The organism is Pseudomonas sp. NFACC45, from assembly GCF_900113505.1.
In the GTDB taxonomy this organism is placed as follows: Bacteria; Pseudomonadota; Gammaproteobacteria; order Pseudomonadales; family Pseudomonadaceae; genus Aquipseudomonas; species Aquipseudomonas tehranensis.
Genome location: NZ_FOPO01000001.1, coordinates 246930 through 271211, shown reverse-complemented (window position 1 = coordinate 271211; position 24282 = coordinate 246930). Strand labels below are relative to the sequence as shown.

Here is a 24282-nt window from a genome sequence, read left to right as displayed (position 1 = left end):
CTTGCCCTGTAGGAACTGCCGAGGGCTGCGATCCTTTGATCTTTCGCTTTGCACTCAATTGATAGGGACAAGATCGCAGCCTCGTTGCACTCGACAGCTCCTACGTAACCCCGCAGGAGTGAGCTCCCTCGCCACAGGAGGGCGGTGCAATTAATCATCGGTCACCCCCAGGACGATCCGCCCACTCGAACAGGCGGCCGTGTCATTGCGATAAGCGAAGTACAGCTTGCCGCGCTCGCGGTCGAAACGCAGGTGCAGCTGGATTTCATCGCCGGGGCGCATCAGTTGCTGGAACTTCAGCACTTCCATGCCGAGGAACCGCGGCGGCAGGTCCATCAGTTGTCGGCCCAGGCTCAAGGCCCAGTCGACCTGCACCACACCGGGCAGTACCGGTGCGGTGGGAAAATGGCCGCTGAAATACGCCAGGTCCGGGGGCACTAGCAGTTGCAGGCTCCATTGCCCGTCGGTTTCGACCTGTTCGAGCACTTGCGGGGCTTTGGGGCGCGCAGCCATCAGCAGGGCTTCGACTTCGGCCTGGGGCAGCTTGCCTTGGGCGTTGAGCGGCAACTGCCGCAGCCAGCGCCAGCGCCGAGGCAAGGCGAGGGTTTCGCAGTGTTCGCTCAAGTGACGGCGCAAGGCCTCGGTCACGGCGCGTCGACCCAGGTTGCGCAAGGCGTGCAGGCCGCTTTCGCTCAGCACCAGCAGCGCCCCGAGGGAGGCGCGATTTTCCTGGACCACCCCCAGTCGGGCTTCGCTGACCCAGTCGTGGGCCATCAACGCCTGTTCCAGCATGGGCAGTGATATGCGCTTTTCTTCAAGCTTGACGATGCGATCCAGCCGTCCGAGCAGTTCGAAGCGTCCATCCCCGGCGATCCGCGCCGCGTCGGCGGTGTGTTCCACATGGCCGGCCGGCAGATAAGGTGAGGCGATCAGCAAGGCGCCGTCACTGTCCTGGCTCAGCTTTACGTCGGCGAAGGGCTGCCATAAGCCTGCGCCCTGACGCCAGGCGATGCCGCCGGTTTCCGAACTGCCAAAGATTTCTGTCGGCCATTGCCCCAGTCGCTGGTGCAGGCTTTGGGCAGCCTCGGTCGGCAAGGCTCCTCCAGAGGAAAATACCCGGCGTACGCAGCTCAATGCTGGCCAGTCGAGGTTATCGCCCATGCGCTTGAGCAAGGCCGGGCTGGCGACCCAGGCAAAAGCCGGATACTGACGGCTGGCGCGTTGCAGGTCTTCGGGAAAGGCCAGTTGCCGGCGCACGAATGGACGCCCGACGCACAGCGGCCACAGCACCCGAAACAGCAGGCCATAGATGTGCTGGGTAGCGACGCTGCCGATCATGCAGGCCGGGCCCAGGTCGGCGCCCCACAATTGTTCCAGAGCCTGGACTTCGTTACTCAACTGACGCAGGGTTTTCTCGATGCGCTTGGGCTCGCCGCTTGACCCGGAGGTGCACAGGCTCAGGCAGCACTGATCGAGGTCCAGTTCAGTGCCCTCAAGGGGGGCTAGTCGCAGGTCGTCGAGACGGATGTCCGTGGGTTGATCGGTCAACCACAGGTCGACGTCCGCCGACCAGCGCTGGCGGGTCTGGGCTTGCAGGTCGGCGGGAAGCAGGACGCTGGCCCCGGCGCGCCAGGCACCGAGCAGGGCCACCGCCAGGTCGGCGGCGTCTTCCAGGTGCACCGCCAGGCGCCGTACGCCGCGGGCCTGCAGACCGGCGGCCAGGCTCAGCGCCGCGTCCCGCAGTTGCGAGTGGCTCAGCGCCGGGTCGACGGCCACAGCACGTTCCGGCTGGGCTGTGAGCAACATCTGCTCAAGTGTTATCCAATTCATGGGCGGCCTCTTACCCGTTGTCGTATAAGCCATTCAATGGCAAACAGCAGCCCCATCAATCCGTAGGAAATCAGGCCGGTGTACAACATCCACCAGCTCAGCGGCGCCCAGAGGGTCAGGGCGGCGGCGAGCAAGCCGTTACACAGGAAAAACACACTCCAGACCACCGTGACCTGGCGGGTATACACCACCGCGTTGGCCGGTAGCTGCGGTTCGCGCAGGCGCGCCAGGCGCTCGACCATCGGCGGACCGTATTTCAGGCTCAGGGTGAACAGCCCGAGCATGAAGGCGCTGATCAGCACCGGATACCAGCGCAGCAGGAGCGGGCTGTCGAACAGCGCGAGCAGTACACTGAAGGCAATCGCGGTAACCGCCATCCAGCGGCTGCCGGGCCCGCCTTTGCCGAGCAAAGCCCGGGCCAGCCACAGGCTACCCAGCAGCAGGCCGAACTGCCATGGGGCGAAATGCTCCATGCCGAAATACACCGCAAAGGGGTACAACAGGCCCACCAGCAGCAGGCCTAGGCCAATCAGCCGGGTCATGCGGCCGGTTGAACCAGTCGATAGACCGCCTCGACCACGTCGTTGACGGTGCGCACCGACTTGAATTCTTCGGCGGCGATCTTCTTGCCGGTCTGGCGCTTGATGTGATCGATCAGGTCGACCGCGTCGATGCTGTCGATTTCCAGGTCCTGGTACAGGTTCGACTCCAGTGTCACGCGCTCAGGGTCCAGCTCGAAAAGCTCGACCAGAGCATCGCGCAGGGTGTTGAAAATGTCGTCACGAGTTTGCATGGTCCGGTCTCAGGCTACGCGATTTGCAGTGACGAAGGCCGCAAGGCTTGCCACATTGCTGAAATGGTTGCGGGTGTCCTTGGCATCGGCATCGATCTTGATGCCGTACTCTCTTTGGATCGCCAGGCCCAGCTCCAGGGCATCCACCGAGTCCAGGCCCAGGCCTTCGCCGAAGAGGGTCTGATGGTCGCCGATATCGTCGGTGCTGATGTCCTCCAGGCCGAGGGCGTCGATGATCAGCTGTTTGATGTCATGGTGCAGATCGCTCATCTTCGGCGAGCTCCTTGATGTAATAGTGATGCAGAAAATCGTTGAGCCTGCGCGAAGCCTGCGGCGCAGGGCCGAGCGCGGCGAACGCCTGTGGATCTATATCGGCCCCCACGCGGAAACTGAAGTGCACGCGGCGCTGAGGGATGCGATACCAGGGTTCGGCCTTGGTCAAAGTGGTGGGGCTGACCTTGATGGTCACCGGAGTGAGGATTTTCGCACCTCGCAGCGCGATGGCCGCTGCGCCCCGATGAAAGGCCGGCGGTTGGCCTGGCCGAGTACGGGTGCCTTCGGGGAACACGATCAGGCTCTGGCCGTCCTGCAGGGCGTTGCTGGCGGCATCGAGCATGTCCATGCTGCCGTCGTTGCTGATGTATTGGGTCGAGCGCAGCGGGCCGCGGGTGAAGGGGTTGTCCCACAGGCTCTGCTTGACCACGCAGTTGGCGTCGCGCACCAGGCCGATCAGGAACACCACGTCGATCAGCGACGGATGGTTGGCGATGATCATTTGCCCGGGGCGACCGAGTTTCTCCGCACCGTCGATCTGGTACGTGAGCACGCCGGTGCGGGCCATGAAACGGATAAAGAACCAGAACAATCGCCCCACGGTACGGCGGGCTCGCAGGCGGTGGGCCTGGGCGTCGCCGGGCAGCCAGGTCAACAGTGGAAACACCAGCAATCGCAGGCACAGCCCGCCCAGCCCGAACAGGACGAAGCTTGCCGCGGTCGCGATCAGGCGCCAGTAGTAGGCGTCGCGATGTTTACCGTTCACCGGTTGCGTTGCCAGGTCCATACACGATTCTTCCAGGCATGTTGGCAGGTGGATAGGTTGTTCAGCAGCGTACGCAACAATCCCAGGGCATGGGGCCAGTCGCTGGCGGGCCTTTGATCGGTCTGGGTGGACAGGTCCAGTTGCCAATCGTCGCCTGGAGTCAACAGCAAGCCCACTGCATAGGGGAAGGGCACATCGTTGACCCAGGGAGCGTAGACCTGGGGTGGCTGCTCTTCGGCGATCACCAGCAGCACCGCCGCCGCTCCCTCGTTCAGCAGCGCGACGGCTTCCAGGATCCCGTGTTCCAGCCCGTCGCCCGTGGCCGCCAGGGCGGTCATTTCGCTGGTTTCGCCGCGCAGGATCGACCACAGGCCGATCACGGCGTTATGCACCGACAGGCTGAATTGAGTCGGCGATAACGGTTGGTTGGCTGCCAGGTCCTTGAGAATCTCAAACGTGCGCGGGGTTTCGCCATGGCGGGAAATAAAGACCAACGGCAGGTTCGGCCGGCCTTCGGCCAGTGGCCAGCCCACGCTGAAAGCCATCCGCGCCAGGCGACTGAGGCGACGGCGCTGCATGGCCGGCAGAAACGAAACGTCAGGGGCGGCATCGCTGGTGGGCAACACGACCGGCTGTCGGCTCCATGCCTGCCAGTCGTCCACGCTTTCGAGCCCAGGGGCCCACGCGCGCCATTGGGCGATGTTGAAATTGATCACAAATACACCCCACCCCTGCGGGCTTTTATTGTCACGGTTCAGTGGTTTGACCCGCGTCCAACCCTGCATGGTCTTGCGACCCAAGTGGCGCGCATTATCCGGGTGCGGTTGGCTTGTAGCAAATGCTGGTTACATTTTGCTCAGCGAAATCTACCGGTTCGTTCGTCCAGGCGCAGACAAGAGCTATTGTCGCGATTATGACGAGCATGTCTGTCGGATGTTTCTCTGATTATCGAGGTGAATGGATGCTCCGTTGTTCGAAAAAGCCACCGACCTTGTGGTCCGGCCACACCGAAGGTAGCGAAGCGGTATCGTGGCCTACTACACTCGGGAATCTTTGATACACGGAGGTTTTGACATGCGGCGCGTGGTGTTCAATCAGAAAGGTGGCGTGGGCAAGTCCAGCATCGCCTGCAATCTGGCAGCGGTCAGTGCCAGCGAGGGGTATCGCACGCTGTTGGTGGACCTGGATGCCCAGGCCAATTCCACTCAATACCTGACGGGCCTTACCGGCGACGACATCCCCATGGGTATCGCCGATTTCTTCAAGCAGACCCTGTCGTCCGGGCCCTTCTCGAAAAAGAACAAGGTGGATATCTACGAAACGCCATTCGACAACCTGCACGTCATCACCGCCACCGCCGAGCTGACGGATCTGCAACCCAAGCTTGAGGCGAAACACAAGATCAACAAACTGCGCAAGTTGCTCGAAGAGCTGGATGAGGATTACGACCGGATTTATCTGGATACCCCGCCCGCTTTGAATTTCTATGCGGTTTCGGCACTGATCGCTGCTGATCGTGTGCTGATTCCCTTCGATTGCGACAGTTTTTCACGTCAGGCGTTGTACGGGCTGTTGGCGGAAATAGAGGAGCTCAAGGACGACCACAACGAAGGGCTTGAGGTCGAAGGCATCGTCGTCAATCAGTTCCAGGCGCGGGCCAGCCTGCCGCAGCAGATCCTTGACGAGCTCATTGCCGAAGGCTTGCCGGTTCTACCGGTGTACCTGAGCAGCTCGGTGCGCATGCGTGAATCCCATCAGGCGAGCTTGCCACTGATCCATCTGGACCCGCGTCACAAGCTGACCCAGCAGTTCATGGAGTTGCATAGCTTGCTGGAAAGCGCCTGATTCTGGCCTGTGCCAAACCAAGGTGGGAGCGGGCTTGCTCGCGAATGCGGTGTATCAGACACATCGATGTCGACTGACACACCGCATTCGCGAGCAAGCCCGCTCCCACATTCATCTCATGGCTTCAGATCCCCTGGCTACGCAACCAACTCATCAACTGCGGCAACGGCAATGCTCCACTCTGGCGCGCCACTTCCCGGCCGTCCTTGAACAGAATCAGGCTGGGTATCGAGCGGATCCCCAACTGCGCCGATAGCGGCTGATTGGCTTCGCTGTCGAGCTTGGCCAGACGGCATTTGCCCACCAGTTGCGTGGCGGCCTGTTCGAACACGGGCGCAAAGGACTTGCATGGCCCGCACCAATCGGCCCACACATCCACCAGTAACGGCAGGTCGCCCTTGATCTGGCTGGCGTAGTCGCCTTGCTTGAGTTCGAACGGTTTGCTTAACAGCACCTGGGCTTTGCAGCGTCCGCACTTGGGCGCATCGCCCAGGCGTTCGGCGGGGATGCGGTTGAGCCCGTTGCAGTGGGGGCAGGGGATCAGCATTGGGGCAGTCTCCAGGAAAAATCATCGGTACAGATTGAACACTATATAGAAACCACCGCAAAACCCCCTGTGGGAGCGGGCTTGCTCGCGATGGCAGTGTGTCAGTCAACATCAGGTCGACTGTTCTGCCGTCATCGCGAGCAGGCTCGCTCCCACAGGTGTAGTTCAGTGTTGTTGGTTATTTCGCGCTGGTCAGCGTGTTGTAGCTGGTCATCAGGTTGCGGTAGTCCGGGATGTGGTTGGAGAACAAGGTCGCCAGCCCTTCCACATCGTTGCGCCAGTCGCGGTGCAGCTCGCAGGCCAGGCCGAACCAGGTCATCAATTGCGCACCCGAGGAGGACATGCGGTCCCAGGCCGATTGACGGGTCAGCTCGTTGAATGTGCCAGAGGCATCGGTGACCACGAACACCTCGAAACCTTCGGCCAGGGCCGACAGTGCCGGGAAGGCTACACAGACTTCCGTGACGACCCCGGCGATGATCAGTTGCTTCTTGCCGGTGGCTTTGATCGCCTTGACGAAATCTTCGTTGTCCCAGGCGTTGATCTGGCCGGGACGAGCGATGTACGGCGCGTCCGGGAACAGGCTCTTGAGCTCGGGCATCAACGGGCCGTTGGGGCCGGTTTCGAAACTGGTGGTGAGGATGGTCGGCAGCTCGAAGTATTTGGCCAGATCGGCCAGGGCCAGCACGTTGTTCTTGAAGCGGTCCGGGTCGATGTCACGCACCAGCGACAGCAGGCCAGCCTGGTGGTCCACCAGCAGAACGGCGGCGTTATCTTTGTCGAGACGGTTGTAGGAAGTGGTCATGGCGTTAGTCCTCTAAGTTTTGGCTGCCGAACGGTTCGGCGTGGTTGAAGTTTTCAGTGTTGGTGTGTTGCTAAGCGATGGACATAGATTAAAACTGGCACCTTTGATGCGCTAGACTGCAAAAATCAGCCCTAGCGTTCTATTTGGAGAACGATCATCGAAGACCTCAACACGCTTTACTACTTCACCCAAGTGGTCGAGCACGGCGGTTTTGCCGCTGCCGGCCGGGCGCTGGACATGCCAAAATCGAAACTCAGCCGGCGGATTGCCCAACTGGAAGAGCGCCTTGGGGTGCGATTGATCCATCGCACCAGTCGCCATTGCTCTTTGACGGAGATTGGCCAGGCCTACTATCAGCGCTGTCTGGCGATGCGGGTCGAGGCCGAGAGCGCGGCCGAAGTGATCGAACGCAACCGCTCCGAGCCCCAGGGGTTGGTGCGCATCAGTTGCCCGACAGCGTTGCTCAACAGTTGGGTCGGGCCGATGCTGACCCGCTACATGCTCAAGTACCCGCGGGTGGAGTTGTTCATCGAGAGCACCAACCGCCGGGTCGACCTGATCCATGAGGGTTTCGATATCGCGTTGCGGGTACGCTTTCCGCCACTGGAAAACACCGACATGGTCATGAAAGTATTGGGTAACAGCACCCAGTGCCTGGTGGGCAGCCCGGCCTACCGCGAGCGCCTGTCCTCACCCGCTTCACCGGCGGACCTGCACGGTTTGCCGAGCGTGCATTGGGGGGCTGCGCAGCGCGAGTACCAGTGGGAACTGTTCGGTCCGGACGGCGCCAGTGCGTTGATCCGCCATGAACCACGCATGGTCACCGATGACCTGCTGGCCCTGCGTCATGCGGTATTGGCGGGTATCGGCATCGCACACCTGCCCGGCGTGGTGGTGCGCGAGGACCTGGCGGCTGGACGACTGGTGGAGTTGGTACCGGGCTGGACGCCCAAGTGCGGGATCGTCCATGCGATCTTCGCCTCACGCCGCGGGTTGCTGCCGTCGGTGCGTACACTGATTGATTTTCTGGCCGAAGAATTCAGTCACAGCGACATGGCGTAGCGTGGAGGCAGCCATGCCAGCGGATTCTCCTTGTGGGAGCGGGCTTGCTCGCGAAGACGGTGTGCCAGTCAACATCTATGTGTCTGATACGCCGCATTCGCGAGCAAGCCCGCTCCCACAGGGAATCACAGTCCAGGCTTCTCCAAGGACGTTTATCAAGGCTGCCATTCATCAGGTGCGCCGCACTGAAAAGCTGTCAGGGCCTCAAAAAGACACCACGTATCTGTTTGCAGACTCAGGAGGTCCCATGAGCAATCCTCAAGACCCAACCATCCCCCCAACACCGGCCAACCCCAATGACGACGGCTTTGTCCTTGGCACCGCAGGCCGCGACGAAGACCCTAACGCCGCCCCGGCCTACGCCATCGACCGCCGCCACGAACGGGATGAACTGACTCCCGAAGACGCCCGCGGCATGCCCGGTTACCCCGAGAAAAAAACGCCGGCCAAACCGGCTGGCGAAGAGGGGGCCGAGACAGAACCGGGCATTGAGACGCCTGAGCAGGGCAACGACAAGGTTGGATGAGCAGGGCTCACACCCGCTCACATTGCCGGGCGTCGACACCCAGTCGGTGGTATGGGAGGTATTGAGCGGCAAACGCCCGCTCAATTTAAGGCAGATTCGCTGGTTGGTGGGGCGCTTCGGCGTATCGGTTGAAACCTTTATTTGACGGTTCGCTGTGGGAGCAAAGCTTGCTCGCGATACCGGCTCCTCGGTTTTGGGGAAGACCGAGTTGCTTTCATCGCGGGCAAGCCTTGCTCCCACATGTCTTGCCCTCGCAAGACTGAAGCCTTTACGACGAACAACTGATTTCCAGGTGCTTGCCCCACTCCGGCGGACGTTGCGCGTAGCTGTCCATACCCGGCTGTTCCTCGAACGGCTTGCTCAGCACCGTATGCAGGCGGCGCACTTCGTCGTAGTCGCCTGCCTCGGCAGCGTCGATGGCTTTCTGCGCCAGGTAGTTGCGCAGCACATACAGTGGGTTCACCGCGTGCATGCGGGCGCGCCGCGTGTCTTGATCGACAGCACCTTCACGGCTGACGCGGGCGACATAAAGCTCGCCCCAGGCGTCGAAGCCCTTGAGGTCGACGAAGTCATCGCGCAGGGCGGCGACGGCCTGCTTGGGGGACTGATCGCCTAGCCGGCGGAAGAACAGGCTGTAGTCGACGCCGCTGTTTTGCATCAATTGCAGCAGGCGCTCCACCAGTTTCTGGTCATCCTCCTCGGCGCTGGTCAGGCCCAGGCGGCGGCGCATCAGGTCCAGGTAGTGGGCCTGGTACAGCGGCAAATACAAACCGAGTGTTTCACGCAAGGCCTCGACGCTGATGAACGGCGTCAGGGCCTGGGCCAGGGCGCTGAGGTTCCATTGGCCAATCGGCACCTGGTTGCTGAATGAGTAGCGGCCCTGGTCGTCGGAGTGGTTGCAGATGAAATTGGCGTCGAAGTCGTCGAGGAAGGCGAATGGCCCGAAATCGAAGGTGATGCCCAGGATCGACATGTTGTCGGTGTTCATCACACCGTGGCAGAAGCCGTAGGCTTGCCATTTGGCGATCAGTTCGGCGTTGCGCTCGACGATCTCGCGGAACATCGCCAGGTATGGCTCCGGTTGTTCGCGGCACTCGGCAAAGTGCATGTTCAGCACATGTTCCGCGAGGCTGGCATGCAATTCGGGCTTTTTGGTGTAGTAGAAGTATTCGAAGTGCCCGAAGCGCACATGGCTCGGTGCCATACGCAACACCATGGCGGCACGCTCCTGCTTCTCGCGCCACACCGGGGTGTCGGAACCGATCACGCATAAGGCGCGGGTGGTGGGTATGCCCAGGGCGTGCAGCGCTTCGGACGCCAGGAATTCGCGGATCGAGGAGCGCAATACCGCCCGTCCATCGCCCATGCGCGAGAACGGGGTTTGGCCGGCGCCCTTGAGGTGCAGGTCCCAGTGTTCCCCGGCCTCGTTGTAGACCTCCCCCAGCAACAGCCCGCGGCCGTCCCCCAATTGCGGGTTGTAATGGCCGAACTGGTGCCCCGAATACACCATCGCCCGGGGCTCGGTTTCAGCCCACAGCTTGTGCCCGCCGAACAGCTCGGCGAACAGCGGTGCCTGGGCTTCGGCCGGGTCCAGGTCCAGCAAAGCCATGGCTTGGCGGCTGGCAACAACCAGCCGGGGGTTGTCGATGGGCTCGGGGAGCACGTGGGCCGAGAAACCGTCGCCGAGACGGGCGAAGCGGTTATCGAAGGTCAATGTTTCCAGGGTTTTCATGGCCGTCTCCGGCGCGATGCCCGCAGGCCTCGCGCGATCAGTCGAGGGTGGCTGCCGGCGGCTCTGGCAAGGACTTGGGCCCTGGCGTGAGGGGAGGCTCAGGCGTCGCGGTTTTGGCTTCAGGCAAGACAGGTGTCAGCTTGTATTCCAGGCCTTGAAGATTTTTCAAGGAGACTTCTACCTGCCGGAACGCAATGCTGATGCCCTGTTTCTTGAATTCGCGGCTGATGAACCGGTTGATCTCGTCCAGTACCGGGTTGCGGTCGCCCAGGTCACGCACATGCATGCGCAACTCATGGTCCAGGGTACTTTCCCCGAAGTTCAGGAAGTACACCAGTGGTTCCGGCTCCTTCAGCACGCGTGGGTTCTCACGGGCGGCCTTGAGCAGCAGTTCCTTGACCAGGTCCAGGTCCGACCCGTAGTCCACGCCCAGCTTGAGGGTCACGCGGGTGACGGTGTCGGTCAGCGACCAGTTGATCAACTGTCCGGTGATGAAGGTCTTGTTGGGGACGATGATGTCCTTGCGGTCGAAGTCGGTGATGGTGGTGGCGCGGATGCGGATCTTGCTGACCGTGCCCGACAGGTTGCCGATGGTGATGGTGTCGCCGATCCGCACCGGACGCTCGAACAGAATCATGATCCCGGAGATGAAGTTGGCGAAGATTTCCTGCATGCCGAAGCCCAGGCCCACCGAGAGCGCGGCCACCAGCCATTGCAGTTTGTCCCAGCTCACGCCCAGGGTGGAGAGTGTGGTGACGAAGCCTATGCCGGCGATCACATAGGACAGCAGCGTGGTGGCGGCGTAGGCGCTGCCCTGGGCCAGGTTGAGTTTGGACAGGACAAACACTTCCAGCAGGCCCGGCAGGTTGCGCGCCAGGGCAAAGGTGATGCCGATGATGATCAGCGCGCCGAGCATGTCGCCAATGCTGATGGGCACCATGCTCATGTTGGCGCCGGTACCGCTGGTGTATTCGTAGAGGGTGATGTTGTCCAGGTAGGAGAACACGCTGATCAGGTCCGACCAGACCCAATACAGCGCGGCGATGAAACCGCCCAGCAGGGCCAGGCGGATCAGGCGCAGGGACTGTTCGTTGACCTTTTCGATGTCCAGGGTCGGCTCCTCGACCACTGCTTCGCCATCACCGGCTTCCTTGGTCGCCTGACGCTTGGCCAGGGCGCGCTGGTAGGCCAGGCGCCGCGCCGCAACCGACAGGCCGCGCACGAAGGTGGCCTCGATCACCAGCCAGAACATCAGCAGGTACAGGGTATTGATCAGTCGGTCGCTGAGTTTGAGCGCGGTGTAGTAGTAGCCAAAGCACACGGCTACGAACAAGGCGATTGGCAGCGCGGTGAACATCACCCCGACGGCCTTGCGGAACAGCGAGGTGTTCTGGTGGGTCGGGCTGCTGAGCAACAGCCGGCTGAGCAGCCAGGCCATCAGGGCGTAGCAGGTCAGCACCACCGGCATGCCCAGTACATCGTCGGCCAGGGCCGAGGGTTGCAATTCGGCCACCGCCACCACGGCGACCAGCGCCAGTACCACCAGCCCGAGCCGGCGGATCCAGCCCTGGAGGAATTCGACCTGGGGTTTTTCCCAGCGGAAATGCAACTCGGCCACGCCACCGGGCGCCAGCACCCTATAGGCGGTATAGAACACCAGCCAGGCCTGGCCGATCTGCAGCAGCGCAGCGCCGAGGTTGGCGTTCTGGCCCCGGGCGTCGATCTGCAGGGCGTAGCCGCACAGGGCCAGCGCCAGGGCTACCGGCATCGCCAGGAGGATATTGATCAGAATCGCCTGCGGGGTATGCCACTGACTGTCACGCTTGAAGTGGCCGACGTCCTGGTGAACCTTGTTCAGCCGGGCATACAGATTCTTGCGTCGCCACAGCAGAGCACCGATGAGCAGCGCCAGGGGCAGGAACAGCAGCGGCCGCTGGGTCAGGCCGTCCGCCAGCTCACTGAGGCTCGAGGCCCAGGGTAGCGAGTCGACCTGTTTTTCCAGGCGAGCCGGCACGCCCCGCATCCATTCGAAATCCAGCGGCTTGTTGCTGGGAATCCAGAACATTTGCTCTTCGAGGGTCGCCCGCAGGTTTTGCGCGGTACTGAGCAGTTGCTTCTGGTTGAGCTGCAAGGTGATGGATTCGTTAAGCACCGCGCTCAACTCGCGATTCAGGCGTTCCAGCAGGTCGACCCGGGTCAGGGCCAGTTCCAGCAGGGTTTTGCGCAGTTGCGGCGTGACTTGTTCGGCAGGCTGCGATGCCAGCAGATTGTCGACATAGGCGCTTGGATTGTTCAGCAGTTCGCGTTGCTGGCTGACCTCGAACTGGTAGAGGCGGATGTCGGCAATCTGGTCCGCCAGATTCTTGTCCAGTTCCAGGCGTGGCAGGGTCTGGCGCTGTTTGTAGAGAATCTTGGAAAGCAGCAGGCTGCCCTTGAGGACGCTGATTTGCTCGTCCAGGGCCGCGTCGGTCTGGGTAACGCTGTCCAGCAGTTGCTTGGTCTGCAGGTTCTGCTGGGTGACCTCATTGAGGCGGTCGGTGCTTTTGAGCAGATAGTCGGAAAGTTTCAGGTTGGCCGTGCTTTCGGTCGCCAGCAGGCTGCTGCCGCCGGCCTTCTGGGCTTCGATGGATTGCTGGGTCACCGTTTCCTGGGACTGGGCCAGTCGCTTCTGGTTGATCAGCGTTTGCAGGTCCTGGATTTCCTGCTCCATGCGGTCGATCTTTTCCGTCAGCAAGTCGTGCTGACTGTTGCCCAAGTCTTGCAACTGGCTGTTGCCGGCCAGTTCCTGGCGTCGCAACGGAATCAGCGCATTGAGTGCTGCCAGTTCGGCGTTGAGCTGGTCGCGCTGTTCGCCGTTCAGGGTTTTACCGGCATCCTTGCCCGTCTTGAGGATGGTGTTGATCTGCTGGATGCGGGTCTGGCTGCTGGCGATTTCGGCCTGGGCGCGCTCGGGGCGGGTCTGGGCGGTGATGATCAGGCTGTTGGCATCGGCCAGGGCTTTTTGCAGGTCACTCTGCTGGGTGGAACGGTCCGTCAGCATCTGTTCGAGCTGGGGAACCGGCAGGTTGGCGTAACGCTGCGCCACCGGCACTACGGGGGTGCTCTTGAGCCGGGCCAGTTCGCGCTGGTTTTCAATGTTTTGCTTGGGGGCACTGGCCAGCTGCTGTTTGAGATCGACCAGCTTCTGCTCGTATTCGTCTTTGCTGGTGAGCTGAGCCAGGGTCTTTTGCAGTATCTCCTGCAAGGACTTCTGCTCGGCTTCCGGCAGTTTGCGGTCAGCGATTTTGTCCAGGCTGGCCTGTACCGAAGCGCTGGTGAGCGGTTCGGCGGCTTGCAGTGGGCAGACGGAAAGACTCAGGCCCAGCAGGGCAATGGTGAAAAAGGAGCGCAGGGTAGGCATAGAGACCGGTCGAGCAAGTGAAAGTGGGAGCAGTTTAGAGGAACAAGCCGGGACCCGGGCGACTTCCTTCGGGGAATCTGACGCCCACTTTGCCGATCTTGTTCCCGTCCATGACCGCAACGGTCCAGAGGGTGTTGTTCCAATCCACCTGGTCACCGACCACTGGCGCGCCACCGACTTTCTGGGCGATGAAGCGGCCCAGGGACATGTCCGGATCGATGCCGTCCAGCTTCAGCCCGTACAGGGCCGCAACCGCGGCCAGCTGGGCGTCTCCTTCGAGTACGAAGTCGCCGAAGAAGCGCAGATCCAGGCCCCTTTGCGGTGCCTGGCTGAACAGTTTTCCAAGGGCCGGCAAATCGTGTTCATGGCCGATGACACACAGCAAATCACCGACCTCCAGCACCGTACTACCCGACGGATGGAGCAGTTGCTGGCCACGAAACAGTGCCGCGATCCGTGTGCCGTCGGGCATTTTCAGATCCCGAAGGGGCGAGCCGATGCACCATTTCTCCGCACCGAGGCGATAGATGAACAGTTCCCACTCGCTGGTGACGTGGACCTCCAGCGCTGCCCGGGAGATCGGCAGCGGTTCTGGCGGGACGGTGACGTGCAGAAGTTTGGCGACCCATGGCAGGCTCGTGCCCTGCACCAGCAGCGACACCAGCACGATAAAGAACGCCAGGTTGAAGTACAGCTGCGCGTGAGGCAGGCCGGCCATCAGCGGGAACACCGCCAGAATGATCGGCACCGCACCGCGCAGGCCGACCCAGGAAATGAACGCTTTTTCGCGGCCATGGAAGGCCTTGAACGGCAACAGCCCCACCATCACCGACAGCGGACGTGCTATCAAGATCATCCACAACGCCAGACCCAGGGCAGGCAGGGCGATCGGCAGCAGGTCATGGGGCGTGACCAGCAGCCCCAGCACAAGAAACATGCCGATTTGCGCCAGCCAGGCCATGCCATCAAGCATGTGCAGGATGCCGTGACGGCTGCGCACCGGGCGGTTGCCGATCACCAGGCCGCACAGGTAAACCGCGAGGAAGCCGCTGCCATGCAAGGCGTTGGTCAGGGCGAACACCGCCAGGCCGCCGCTGATGACGAGGATCGGGTAGAGCCCGTTGGCCAGGTTGATGCGGTTGACCAATTGCAGCATCAGCCAGCCACCGCCCAGGCCGATTACCCCGCCAATGCCGAATTCACGCAACAAGTGCCCCAGCAGGTTCCAATGCAGACCTGTTTCACCGCTGGCGAGCATGCCGATCAGGGTTACGGTCAGGAACACCGCCATGGGGTCGTTGCTGCCGGATTCGATCTCCAACGTCGCGCTGACCCGCTCGTTCAGGCCCTTGCCGCCCAACAGCGAAAACACCGCCGCGGCATCGGTCGAGCCGACAATGGCACCAATCAGCAGACCTTGCATCAGGTTCAGATTGAACAGCCACGCCGCCGCCAGGCCGGTCAGCCCGGTGGTGATCAGGACGCCAACGGTGGCCAGCGACAAGGCTGGCCACAACGCCACGCGAAAGCTCGAAACCCGCGTGCGCAAGCCACCGTCCAGCAGAATCACGGCCAGCGCGAGGTTGCCGACCAGATAGGCCGTGGCGTAGTTATCGAACAGAATCCCGGCGCCGTCGACACCGGCAACCATGCCCACGGCCAGGATGATCACCAGAATCGGGATGCCCAGGCGGGACGAAAGAGAACTGACCAGAATGCTCGCACCTACCAGCAACGCGCCGATCAAGAACAGGCTGTTGATGGTCGTCGCAGTCAAAGGCAGTACTCCGAGCAAGCGTTGGGGGCGGGCGCAAACTGACCATGCAGTCTGCGTGCCAGCGATTCTAACCTGTTGAAATGTGATGCTGTCAAAAAAGGTTGGGTACAAGCGCGGCAGCACCGTGGCGAGAGGGCTTGCTCCCGCTGGGCCCTGTAGGAGCTGTGTAGGAGCTGTCGAGTGCAACGAGGCTGCGATCTTTCCACTACCCATTGAGTCGAAAGATCAAGATCAAAAGATCGCAGGCTTCGCCAGCTCCTACAGGGCCCCGCGGGAGCAAGGTCCCTCGCCACAAAAGCCAGAGAGTTAAAGGCTGAACCGCCCAACCATGCTGTTCAAGTCTACGGCCAGGCGCGACAGTTCGGCGCTGGCGGCGCTGGTCTGGTTGGCGCCGGTGGCCGATTGCACCGACAGGTCGCGGATGTTCACCAGGTTGCGGTCCACTTCACGGGCCACTTGGGCCTGTTCTTCGGCGGCGCTGGCGATCACCAGGTTGCGTTCGTTGATCTCGACGATGGCGGTGTTGATCGTGTCCAGGGACATGCCCGCGCCGCGCGCGATGTTCAGCGTCGACTCAGCGCGTTCGGTGCTGTTGCGCATCGAATCCACGGCGTGTTCGGTGCCGCTCTGGATGCTGCCGATCATGCGTTCGATCTCGCTGGTCGACTGCTGGGTGCGATGGGCCAGGGCACGCACTTCATCGGCCACTACCGCAAAACCACGACCGGCTTCACCGGCACGCGCCGCTTCGATGGCGGCGTTCAAGGCCAGCAGGTTGGTCTGGTCCGCCAGGCCGCGGATTACATCCAGCACCTTGCCGATGTCACGGGACTCATTGGCCAGGTCGCCGATCAACGTGGCGGTGCTCTGTACATCGGCGCTCATGCGTTCGATGGCGCTGACGGTTTCCTGCACCAGGTCGCGACCATCGCCCGCAGAGGCAGTGGCGTCTTTCGAGGCTTCGGAGGTGCTCACCGCGTTGCGCGCCACTTCTTCGACGGCGCTGGTCATTTCATTGACCGCCGTGGCGGCCTGTTCGATTTCATTGTTCTGCTGGGTCAGGCCACGGGCGCTTTCGTCGGTGACGCTGTTGAGCTCTTCGGCGGCGGAGGCCAGTTGGGTGGCCGAGCCGGAGATCCGTTGCAGGGTGTCGCGCAGTTTGTCCTGCATGGTCGACATCGCCCGCAGCAGGCGACCGGCTTCATCGCTGCCATCCACGGTAATCGGTCGGGTCAGGTTGCCCTTGGCGATTTCTTCGGCGGCGTCCAGGGCGCTGCCGATCGGGCGGGTAATGCTGTTGGTCAAAAGCCAGGCGAACAGCAGGGTCAGGCCGGTGGCGATGACCAGCAGCGTAACCACCCAATTGAAGGCCGTTGAATACTGGTGTGTCGCGTTCTGATTGAGGGCCTCGGCTTGCTGGTTGTTGATTTCTACCAGCCGATTGATTGCCACGTTGATGGCGTCGGAGTTGCTCAGCAGTTCAGTGTTGAGCAGGGCGCGCAACTCATCGAGCTGATTGTTGCGCGAAAGGGTTTTCATCCGCTCTTCGAGCTGGCGGTATTGGCCCAGCAATTGAACGTACTGCTCGTAGGCGGCCCGCTCTTGCGGGGAGCTGATGAGTTTTTCGTAGGCGCTTTGAGCAGCCTGAATCTGCTGGTTGCGTTGCTCGAACAAGCTGAAGGTTTTCTGCTGGATGTCCGGTTCGCGGTTGACCAGCAAGCGATAGGACAGCACGCGCAGGCGCAGGGTCAGCGAGGTGAATTCATCCAGAGCCTTGATGCTGGGCACGCTGTTCTGGACGAGGCTTTCGCCGGACGCACGGATTTTGCTCATCTGGCTCAGGGCGAACACCCCCAGGGCCAGCATCAGGGCGCCGATCAGGGCAAACCCCAGGAACGCCCGCGGCGCGATATTCATATTACGTAGGGACATGGAAAGTACCGGAAGAGGGCGCGTCCGTGCGGGGGCTGTGACAGGTGTTCCCTGACTTATCGGTCATACGACTAAAGTCTTGAGTCGCTGCGTGCTTTTGTCGCAGGGCAGCGCCTGCTGCGCGACGAAGGGCGGGAACCAGATCTTCCATTCACAGTCTTTACAGCTCGCCAGCGAAGCACCGCCGCCCAAGCCGTGGCATTGACGGTGACTTTTCTTTATCGTACGCGCCCCTTTGAAAAAGCCTGGAAATCAATATGTTGGAAACATCCCTCAGCCAACTGGAACAACTGGTCAACGACCTGGTGCAACAGAACCGCCACCTCGCCGGCCTGAATGAGACGCTGAACGCGGAACTGGCCAAGGCCAAGGATGAAAATGAAAGCCTGCAACTGAGCCTGATGGAACAGGAAGAGCTGCACGGCACCACCGCCGCGCGCATCCAAGCCCTGATCGAGCGCGCCAGCGCCGGTCCTGTCAGCGCATGAAGCATGGCGCCGACGGGGTGACAGTCGTCTCGATCCTGGGAGAAGACTATTCAATCAAGGCACCGGCCGGGCAGGAACAGGCCCTGCTGGACGCCGCTTCGATGCTCAAGGCGGCCCTGGCCGACACCAAGAGGAAATACCCGACGCTGATCGGTGATCGCCTGCTGGTGCTGGCGGCCATGAACCTGTGCTCGCAACAGATGGAAATGCAGAAGCAACATCAAGCGGAACTCGACCGTTACCAAGAGCAAGTCAGCGCCACGGTCGAGGTCATTGCCAAGACGATTCAGCAGGCTTGAAGTCGCAACTTGGCTTACAAAGTGTCGTTGTCTGTACTTAAGTCATCGCGAGCAGGCTCGCACACATGGGGCTGAGTGAACGCAATATCCGTGTTCACCGCCGATCCACTGTGGGAGCGAGCCTGCTCGCGATTGGATTTCAGCCTCGCCGCAAGAACTGGATCAGAACCACTCATCCCGCATCCCAAGGCATGTATCATCCCGCGCCTCGAGAATCGCCAGCTCATGGTGGCACCCTGGCACTTCCCAGGTCAGGAAATACCGCGCCGCTTGCAGCTTGCCTTTATAGAAGTCGGTGTCCGCCGCGCTCCCCTTGGCCAGACCTTCCTCGGCCCGAATCGCCTGTTCCAGCCAGCGCCAGCCAATCACCATGTGACCAAACACCTTGAGATACAGCGCCGAGTTGGCGAGGCTGCTGTTGACCTTGCCCTGGGCCAGGTCCGTCAGCAATCCCAGGGTGACCGTTTGCAGGCGCGCCACCAGCGCCTCCAGTGGCTGACGCAATGGCGTCAGTGATTCGTACGCCTGAGCGCGTTCGCTGGTGTCGGCCACGAGGCGGATCAGTTGCTTGAGCCCGGCACCGCCGTTTTGCGCCAGTTTACGGCCCAACAAGTCCAGGGACTGGATGCCGTGAGTGCCTTCGTGAATCGGGTTCAAGCGGTTGTCGCGGTAATACTGCTCGACCGGGTATTCGCGGGTATAGCCGTGGCCACCCAGAATCTGGATCGCCAGTTCGTTGGCCTTCAGGCAAAACTCCGATGGCCAGGATTTGACAATCGGGGTCAACAAATCCAGCAATTCATGAGCGCGTCTGCGCTCGGCTTCGCTTTCAAGGGTGGTGGTGTCGTCGAACAGGCGCGCCGCGTATAGGCCCAGGTCAAATGCGCCTTCAACGTAGGCCTTCTGAGTCAGCAGCATGCGACGTACATCGGCGTGCTGGATGATCGCCACGGGAGCGGTGGTGGGGTCCTTGCTGTCGGGCACCCGGCCTTGCGGACGTTCGCGGGCGTATTCAAGGGAGTACAGGTAGCCGGCGTAACCCAGCATTACCGCACCCATGCCAACGCCGATCCGCGCTTCGTTCATCATCTGGAACATGTAGCTCAGGCCGTGGTGCGGTTTTCCTACCAAGTAACCGACGCATTCGCCGTTGTCGCCGAAGTTCAGCGCCGTGGAGGTGGTGCCGCGCCAGCCCATCTTGTGGAACAGCCCGGCCAGCAGCACGTCGTTACGCTGGCCGAGGCTGCCGTCGTCGTTGACCAGGAACTTGGGCACGATAAACAGCGAGATGCCCTTCACGCCAGGTGGCGCGTCCGGCAGTTTCGCCAGGACCATGTGCACGATATTTTCCGACAGTGGATGATCGCCGCCGGAGATGAAGATCTTGTTGCCCTTGAGCCGATAAGTGCCGTCGGATGCCGGCTCAGCACGGGTACGAATATCCGACAGCGAAGAGCCCGCGTGGGGTTCGGTCAGGGCCATGGTGCCGAAGAAACGGCCCTCGATCATTGGTTGCAGGAAACGTTGTTTCTGCTCTTCGCTGCCGAAGCTTTCGATCAGGTTTGCCGCGCCCATGGTCAGGAACGGGTAAGAGGTCGACGCGGCGTTGGCCGATTGGAAGTGCGCGAAGCAGGCTTGGGACAGCAGCGTCGGCAATTGCATGCCGCCGGCGTCGAAATTGCGCGCGGCATTGAGAAAACCGGCCTCCAGGAAGGCATCCACCGCCGGCTTTACTTCCGGAATCAGGATCGCCTGACCGTCCTCGTAGCGCGGCTCGTTTTCATCGTTTTTGCGGTTATGCGGTGCGAAATATTTTTCGGCGATGCTGCGGGCGGTGCCGATGGCCGCGTCGAAGGTTTCGCGATTGTGCTCGGCGAACCGCTCGCGCTGGGTCAAGCCCTCTGCATCAAGGACTTCATACAGCTCGAAAGCCAGATTTCGGGAACTGAGCAACGTCTCGGACATGGCGGCTTACCTTTTCTTGGAATGGGCCGAGTCTAGGTGGGGGAATAGAGGGTGAACAGGAAGATTGATGACGGTGATGGAGGGGTGAGGGCGACACTAATCAATGTGGGAGCGGGCTTGCTCGCGAAAGCGCTGGGTCAGGCAAATCAATTGCGACTGATACACCGCTTTCGCGAGCAAGCCCGCTCCCACAGGATTCGATTGCCAGGCACCCATTGCAGGTGCCTGGCCTACAGCGGGTTTAGCCGATAGTCATCAGACTGGCGTTACCACCCGCTGCGGCGGTGTTGACGCTCAAGGCGCGCTCGATCACCAAGCGTTCCAGCGCAATGTTGGTTTCACCCTGGGACAAACCATGGACCCCGACAATGGCGCCGGCACGCTTGGCCACTTGCTGGCAAACGCTGCGCAGTTGATCCGAGTCGCCATGATGCAGGACGGCGTCGTACGCCACTTCGTCCTTGGCCCAGTCGGAAACCCGCTGGATGCGCGTTTGAATTTCTTTCGGCAAGCGTGCGAACAAAGCCTTGCTGGTGTCGGTTTCCGGCCACACAGCCGAGCCGCCTACCGCCAGCACCGCCGCCAGTTGCGTCAGCAGATCGCCCTCTACGTCCGCCAGGCACAGCACGTGCTCGCGGGGCAGGATGGCGTAGCTGTTGCGTTCGCCGGTCGGACCGGTCAGTTGGCGGGTGATACCGCTTTGCGACTGAGCCGAGAACTGTACGCACAGGGCGCTCAATTCGGCGAGTTTCTGGCTGTCTGCCCAGGCTTGCAGGGCGGTCAGCGGCTTGCTCATGGCGTCACGCAAACGCAGGTCTGGCGCATTGAGGGCGTCGTCACGGACGAACGACTGCTGGATCGCATCGGTAGGACGGGTCGACAGCAAGCGGTACAGGTACAGCGGACCACCGGCCTTGGGACCGGTGCCCGACAGGCCTTCGCCGCCGAACGGTTGCACGCCGACCACGGCACCCACGATGTTGCGGTTCACGTAGACGTTACCGGCATGGACGTTATCGATCACCTTGGCGATGGTCTCGTCGATGCGGGTGTGTACGCCCAGGGTCAGGCCATAACCGGAGGCATTGATCTGGTTGATCAGTTGATCCAGTTCCTTGCGCTTGTAGCGCACCACGTGCAGCACTGGGCCAAAAATCTCACGCTGCAGCTCGTCGAAGCTTTCCAGCTCGATCAGCGTTGGCATCACGAACGTGCCGCGCTTGCACTCGGCGCTGTCAGCGATTGCCATCTGATAAACCGTGCGACCTTTGTCGCGCATGGCCTGGATGTGTTTTTCAATGCCAGCCTTGGCTTCGGCATCGATCACCGGGCCGATGTCTACCGACAGGCGTTCAGGGTTGCCGAGGCGTGATTCGGCCATGGCGCCCTTGAGCATTTCGATAACGCGATCGGCCGAGTCTTCCTGCAAACACAGGACCCGCAGGGCCGAGCAACGCTGGCCGGCGCTGTCGAATGCCGAAGAAACCACGTCGATGACCACTTGTTCGGTCAGGGCCGAGGAGTCGACGATCATTGCGTTCTGGCCACCGGTTTCGGCGATCAGCGGGATCGGCCGCCCCTGGTTGTCCAAGCGCCCGGCGATGTTGCGTTGCAACAGACGAGCGACTTCGGTGGAACCGGTGAACATCACGCCTTTGACCCGATCGTCACCCACCAGGCGGGCCCCAACGGTTTCGCCACGTCCCGGCAGCAGTTGCAGCACGCCTTCCGGAATACCGGCTTCGAGCATCAGTCGCACGGCTTGGGCAGCCACCAACGGCGTCTGCTCGGCAGGCTTGGCCAGTACCGGGTTGCCGGCGGCCAGTGCGGCTGCCACTTGTCCGCTGAAAATCGCCAGCGGGAAGTTCCACGGGCTGATGCAGACCACCGGGCCCAGTGGGCGGTGGGCATCGTTGGTGAAGTCGTTGCGGGCCTGCACGGCGTAGTAACGCAGGAAGTCCACGGCTTCACGCACCTCGGCGATGGCGTTGGCGAAGGTCTTGCCGGCTTCGCGGGCCAGCAGCCCCATCAACGGCTGGATCTCGCCTTCCATCAGGTCGGCGGCGCGCTCCAGGATCGCAGCGCGTTCGGCCGGTGGCGTAGCCTGCCAGATCGGCGCCGCGTTGAGGGCGCACTGGATGGCGTTGTCGACGTCAGCGACCGTGGCTTCCTGCACATGGCCGACCACGTCACGGTGATCGGACGGGTTCAAAACCTGCGCCGGTGTTTCTTCGCTGGCTGGGCAACCGAGCATCGGCGCCGCTTTCCAGTTGTTGTGAGCGGTAGCCAGCAGGGCGCAGGACAGCGAGGCCAGGCGATGTTCGTTGGCCAGGTCGATGCCGCTGGAGTTGGCGCGTTCGCTGCCATACAGGTCGCGCGGCAGCGGAATACGCGGGTGCGGCAGGCCGAAACCGCCTTCCAGGGTTGCCATCTGCTCGATGCTGGCCACCGGATCGGCCACCAGCTCCTGAATGGAAATGGACTGGTCGGCGATGCGGTTGACGAACGAAGTGTTGGCGCCGTTTTCCAACAGGCGACGCACCAGGTACGCCAGCAGCGTTTCGTGGGTGCCGACCGGGGCGTATACGCGGCACGGACGGTTCAACTTGCCTTCGGAAACTTTGCCTACAACCTGTTCGTACAGCGGTTCACCCATGCCGTGCAGGCACTGGAACTCATACTGGCCCGGGTAATAGTTCTGACCGGCGATGTGATAAATCGCCGACAGAGTGTGGGCGTTGTGCGTGGCGAATTGCGGGTAGATGGCTTCCGGCACCGACAGCAGTTTGCGCGCGCAGGCGATGTAGGAGACGTCGGTGTACACCTTGCGGGTGTAGACCGGATAGCCTTCCAGGCCTTCGACCTGGGCGCGTTTGATCTCGCTGTCCCAGTACGCGCCTTTCACCAGGCGGATCATCAGGCGGTGACGGCTGCGGCGGGCCAGATCGATGACGTAGTCGATCACGTACGGGCAACGCTTCTGGTAGGCCTGGATCACGAAGCCAATGCCGTTCCAGCCGGTCAGCTGTGGTTCGAAGCACAGACGTTCCAGCAGGTCCAGGGACAGCTCGAGGCGGTCGGCTTCTTCGGCGTCGATGTTCAGGCCGATGTCGTATTGCTTGGCCAGCAGGGTCAGTGACAGCAGGCGCGGGTACAGCTCTTCCATGACGCGCTCGTACTGGGCGCGGCTGTAGCGGGGGTGCAGGGCCGAGAGCTTGATGGAAATGCCCGGACCTTCATAAATCCCGCGGCCGTGGGACGCCTTGCCGATCGAGTGGATGGCTTGTTCGTACGAGGCCAGGTACTTCTGGGCGTCATGTTCGGTGAGTGCGGCTTCACCCAGCATGTCGTAGGAATAGCGGAAACCCTTGGTCTCGAATTTGTTGGCGTTGGCCAGGGCTTCGGCGATGGTTTCGCCGGTGACGAACTGCTCGCCCATCAGGCGCATGGCCATGTCGACGCCCTTGCGGATCATCGGCTCGCCACTCTTGCCAATGATGCGGCTCAGAGAGGAAGTCAGGCCCGCTTCATTATGGGTGGCGACCAGTTTGCCGGTCAGCAGCAGGCCCCAAGTGGCGGCGTTGACGAACAGCGATGGGCTGTTGCCCAGGTGTGGGTGCCAGTTGCCGGTGCTGATCTTGTCGCGGATCAGTGCATCGCGAGTACCTTTGTCCGGGATACGCAGCAGCGCCTCGGCCAGGCACATCAGCGCTACGCCTTCCTGGGACGACAGGGAAAACTCCTGCAACAGCCCCTGAACAATACCGGCACGGCCGCCGGCACTCTTCTGGTTACGCAGTTTTTCAGCAATCGAGGCGGCCAGTTTGTTGGTGGCTTCGGCCATGTCGGCCGGCAGGCGCGCCTGCTCGATCAGCATCGGCACCACTTCCGGCTCCGGACGACGGTAAGCGGCGGTGATCGAGGCGCGCAGGACCGATTGCGGCAAAATGCTTTCGGCAAACTCCAGGAAGCACTGGTGCGCGTGGTCGACCTGGACGTCGCCGGCTTCATCGTTGTCGGCACGGGTCGAACCGTTCAGTTCGGTCAGGGTTGCACCACCCTCGAGTTTTTCCAGGTAATTGAAAATTGCCTGCTTGATCAGCCAGTGGGGCGTGCGATCAATCGAGGTTGCGGCCGCCTTGAGGCGTTCGCGGGTCGGGTCATCGAGTTTGACCCCAAGGGTGGTGGTAGCCATATTTTTATCCTCATGTTTACCACGTATTGCGTGGCATCAGCTGGCGG

The 24282-nt window shown here is 61.7% G+C and carries 18 protein-coding genes and 3 pseudogenes; 6 read left to right on the top strand and 15 right to left on the bottom strand.

Features of this window, described 5'->3' with window-relative positions:
• Positions 1-150: 150 nt before the first annotated feature.
• From BM132_RS01170 to BM132_RS01145, 6 genes are read right to left on the bottom strand one after another with little or no spacing between them, the layout of a single operon-like run.
• Complete coding sequence (locus tag BM132_RS01170) at positions 151-1830, bottom strand: ApeI family dehydratase (protein WP_092452504.1); 1680 nt, start codon at positions 1828-1830, stop codon at positions 151-153.
• Positions 1827-2372, bottom strand: a complete 546-nt coding sequence (locus BM132_RS01165; RefSeq protein WP_092395608.1) for a COG4648 family protein — start codon at positions 2370-2372, stop codon at positions 1827-1829. Before BM132_RS01165 ends, BM132_RS01170 begins: the two co-directional genes overlap by 4 nt.
• Entirely contained in the window at positions 2369-2623 is a 255-nt protein-coding gene (locus tag BM132_RS01160) for an acyl carrier protein (protein ID WP_030140951.1), read from the bottom strand. The genes BM132_RS01165 and BM132_RS01160 overlap by 4 nt, the downstream gene beginning before the upstream one ends.
• A 9-nt stretch (positions 2624-2632) precedes the next feature.
• A complete protein-coding gene (locus BM132_RS01155; protein ID WP_047225937.1) occupies positions 2633-2893 on the bottom strand; it encodes a phosphopantetheine-binding protein in 261 nt (86 codons plus the stop codon).
• Entirely contained in the window at positions 2874-3683 is an 810-nt protein-coding gene (locus BM132_RS01150; RefSeq protein WP_092395610.1) for a lysophospholipid acyltransferase family protein, read from the bottom strand. Before BM132_RS01150 ends, BM132_RS01155 begins: the two co-directional genes overlap by 20 nt.
• Positions 3659-4378: a beta-ketoacyl synthase chain length factor gene (locus tag BM132_RS01145; RefSeq protein WP_092453070.1), complete on the bottom strand. Its 720-nt coding sequence runs from the start codon at positions 4376-4378 to the stop codon at positions 3659-3661. Before BM132_RS01145 ends, BM132_RS01150 begins: the two co-directional genes overlap by 25 nt.
• Before the next feature lie 358 nt (positions 4379-4736).
• Between BM132_RS01145 and BM132_RS01140 the strand changes: the two genes are divergently transcribed.
• Positions 4737-5507 (top strand): ParA family protein, encoded by a 771-nt coding sequence (locus tag BM132_RS01140; protein WP_092395612.1) that lies wholly within the window; start codon positions 4737-4739, stop codon positions 5505-5507.
• Between the two features lie 124 nt (positions 5508-5631).
• Here BM132_RS01140 and trxC read toward each other — a convergent pair whose 3' ends face one another.
• Both trxC and ycaC read right to left on the bottom strand, forming a co-directional pair.
• Complete coding sequence (gene trxC, locus BM132_RS01135; RefSeq protein WP_092395614.1) at positions 5632-6054, bottom strand: thioredoxin TrxC; 423 nt, start codon at positions 6052-6054, stop codon at positions 5632-5634.
• A 178-nt stretch (positions 6055-6232) separates the two neighbouring features.
• Complete coding sequence (ycaC, locus tag BM132_RS01130) at positions 6233-6859, bottom strand: isochorismate family cysteine hydrolase YcaC (RefSeq protein WP_092395616.1); 627 nt, start codon at positions 6857-6859, stop codon at positions 6233-6235.
• Between the two features lie 156 nt (positions 6860-7015).
• Between ycaC and BM132_RS01125 the strand changes: the two genes are divergently transcribed.
• From BM132_RS01125 to BM132_RS28605, 3 genes and pseudogenes are all read left to right on the top strand, one after another.
• On the top strand, positions 7016-7921 hold the full coding sequence (locus tag BM132_RS01125) for a LysR family transcriptional regulator (RefSeq protein WP_218157828.1): 906 nt from the start codon (positions 7016-7018) through the stop codon (positions 7919-7921).
• Positions 7922-8168: 247 nt separating this feature from the next.
• The gene (locus BM132_RS01120; protein WP_092453067.1) at positions 8169-8447 is read left to right on the top strand and encodes a hypothetical protein; all 279 of its coding nucleotides are present in this window, start codon (positions 8169-8171) and stop codon (positions 8445-8447) included.
• A gap of 10 nt (positions 8448-8457) precedes the next feature.
• Positions 8458-8592 (top strand): annotated as a pseudogene (locus tag BM132_RS28605) (transcriptional regulator); the annotation flags it as partial.
• A gap of 123 nt (positions 8593-8715) precedes the next feature.
• Here BM132_RS28605 and selO read toward each other — a convergent pair.
• From selO to BM132_RS28825, 5 genes and pseudogenes are all read right to left on the bottom strand, one after another.
• Complete coding sequence (gene selO, locus BM132_RS01110) at positions 8716-10179, bottom strand: protein adenylyltransferase SelO (protein ID WP_092452495.1); 1464 nt, start codon at positions 10177-10179, stop codon at positions 8716-8718.
• 37 nt (positions 10180-10216) lie between these two features.
• Positions 10217-13579 carry a mechanosensitive channel MscK gene (gene mscK, locus BM132_RS01105; RefSeq protein WP_092452492.1) on the bottom strand — a complete coding sequence of 1121 codons (3363 nt, stop codon included), beginning with the start codon at positions 13577-13579 and terminating at the stop codon, positions 10217-10219.
• Positions 13580-13613: 34 nt separating this feature from the next.
• Complete coding sequence (locus BM132_RS01100) at positions 13614-15356, bottom strand: potassium/proton antiporter (RefSeq protein ID WP_092395626.1); 1743 nt, start codon at positions 15354-15356, stop codon at positions 13614-13616.
• Positions 15357-15662: 306 nt separating this feature from the next.
• Positions 15663-16262: pseudogene (locus BM132_RS28830) on the bottom strand (methyl-accepting chemotaxis protein); the annotation flags it as partial.
• Between the two features lie 303 nt (positions 16263-16565).
• Positions 16566-17222: pseudogene (locus BM132_RS28825) on the bottom strand (MCP four helix bundle domain-containing protein); the annotation flags it as partial.
• Between the two features lie 323 nt (positions 17223-17545).
• Here BM132_RS28825 and BM132_RS01090 point away from each other — a divergent pair.
• A complete protein-coding gene (locus BM132_RS01090) occupies positions 17546-17776 on the top strand; it encodes a hypothetical protein (protein WP_092395630.1) in 231 nt (76 codons plus the stop codon).
• Positions 17773-18075, top strand: coding sequence for a cell division protein ZapA (locus BM132_RS01085; RefSeq protein WP_092395632.1), 303 nt, complete (start codon positions 17773-17775; stop codon positions 18073-18075). The genes BM132_RS01090 and BM132_RS01085 overlap by 4 nt, the downstream gene beginning before the upstream one ends.
• Positions 18076-18237: 162 nt before the next feature.
• Here BM132_RS01085 and BM132_RS01080 read toward each other — a convergent pair whose 3' ends face one another.
• Together BM132_RS01080 and putA are read right to left on the bottom strand one after the other, a co-directional pair.
• Positions 18238-20040, bottom strand: coding sequence for an acyl-CoA dehydrogenase (locus tag BM132_RS01080; protein ID WP_092452486.1), 1803 nt, complete (start codon positions 20038-20040; stop codon positions 18238-18240).
• A gap of 241 nt (positions 20041-20281) precedes the next feature.
• Positions 20282-24235 carry a trifunctional transcriptional regulator/proline dehydrogenase/L-glutamate gamma-semialdehyde dehydrogenase gene (putA, locus tag BM132_RS01075; protein ID WP_092452483.1) on the bottom strand — a complete coding sequence of 1318 codons (3954 nt, stop codon included), beginning with the start codon at positions 24233-24235 and terminating at the stop codon, positions 20282-20284.
• Positions 24236-24282 lie beyond the last annotated feature (47 nt).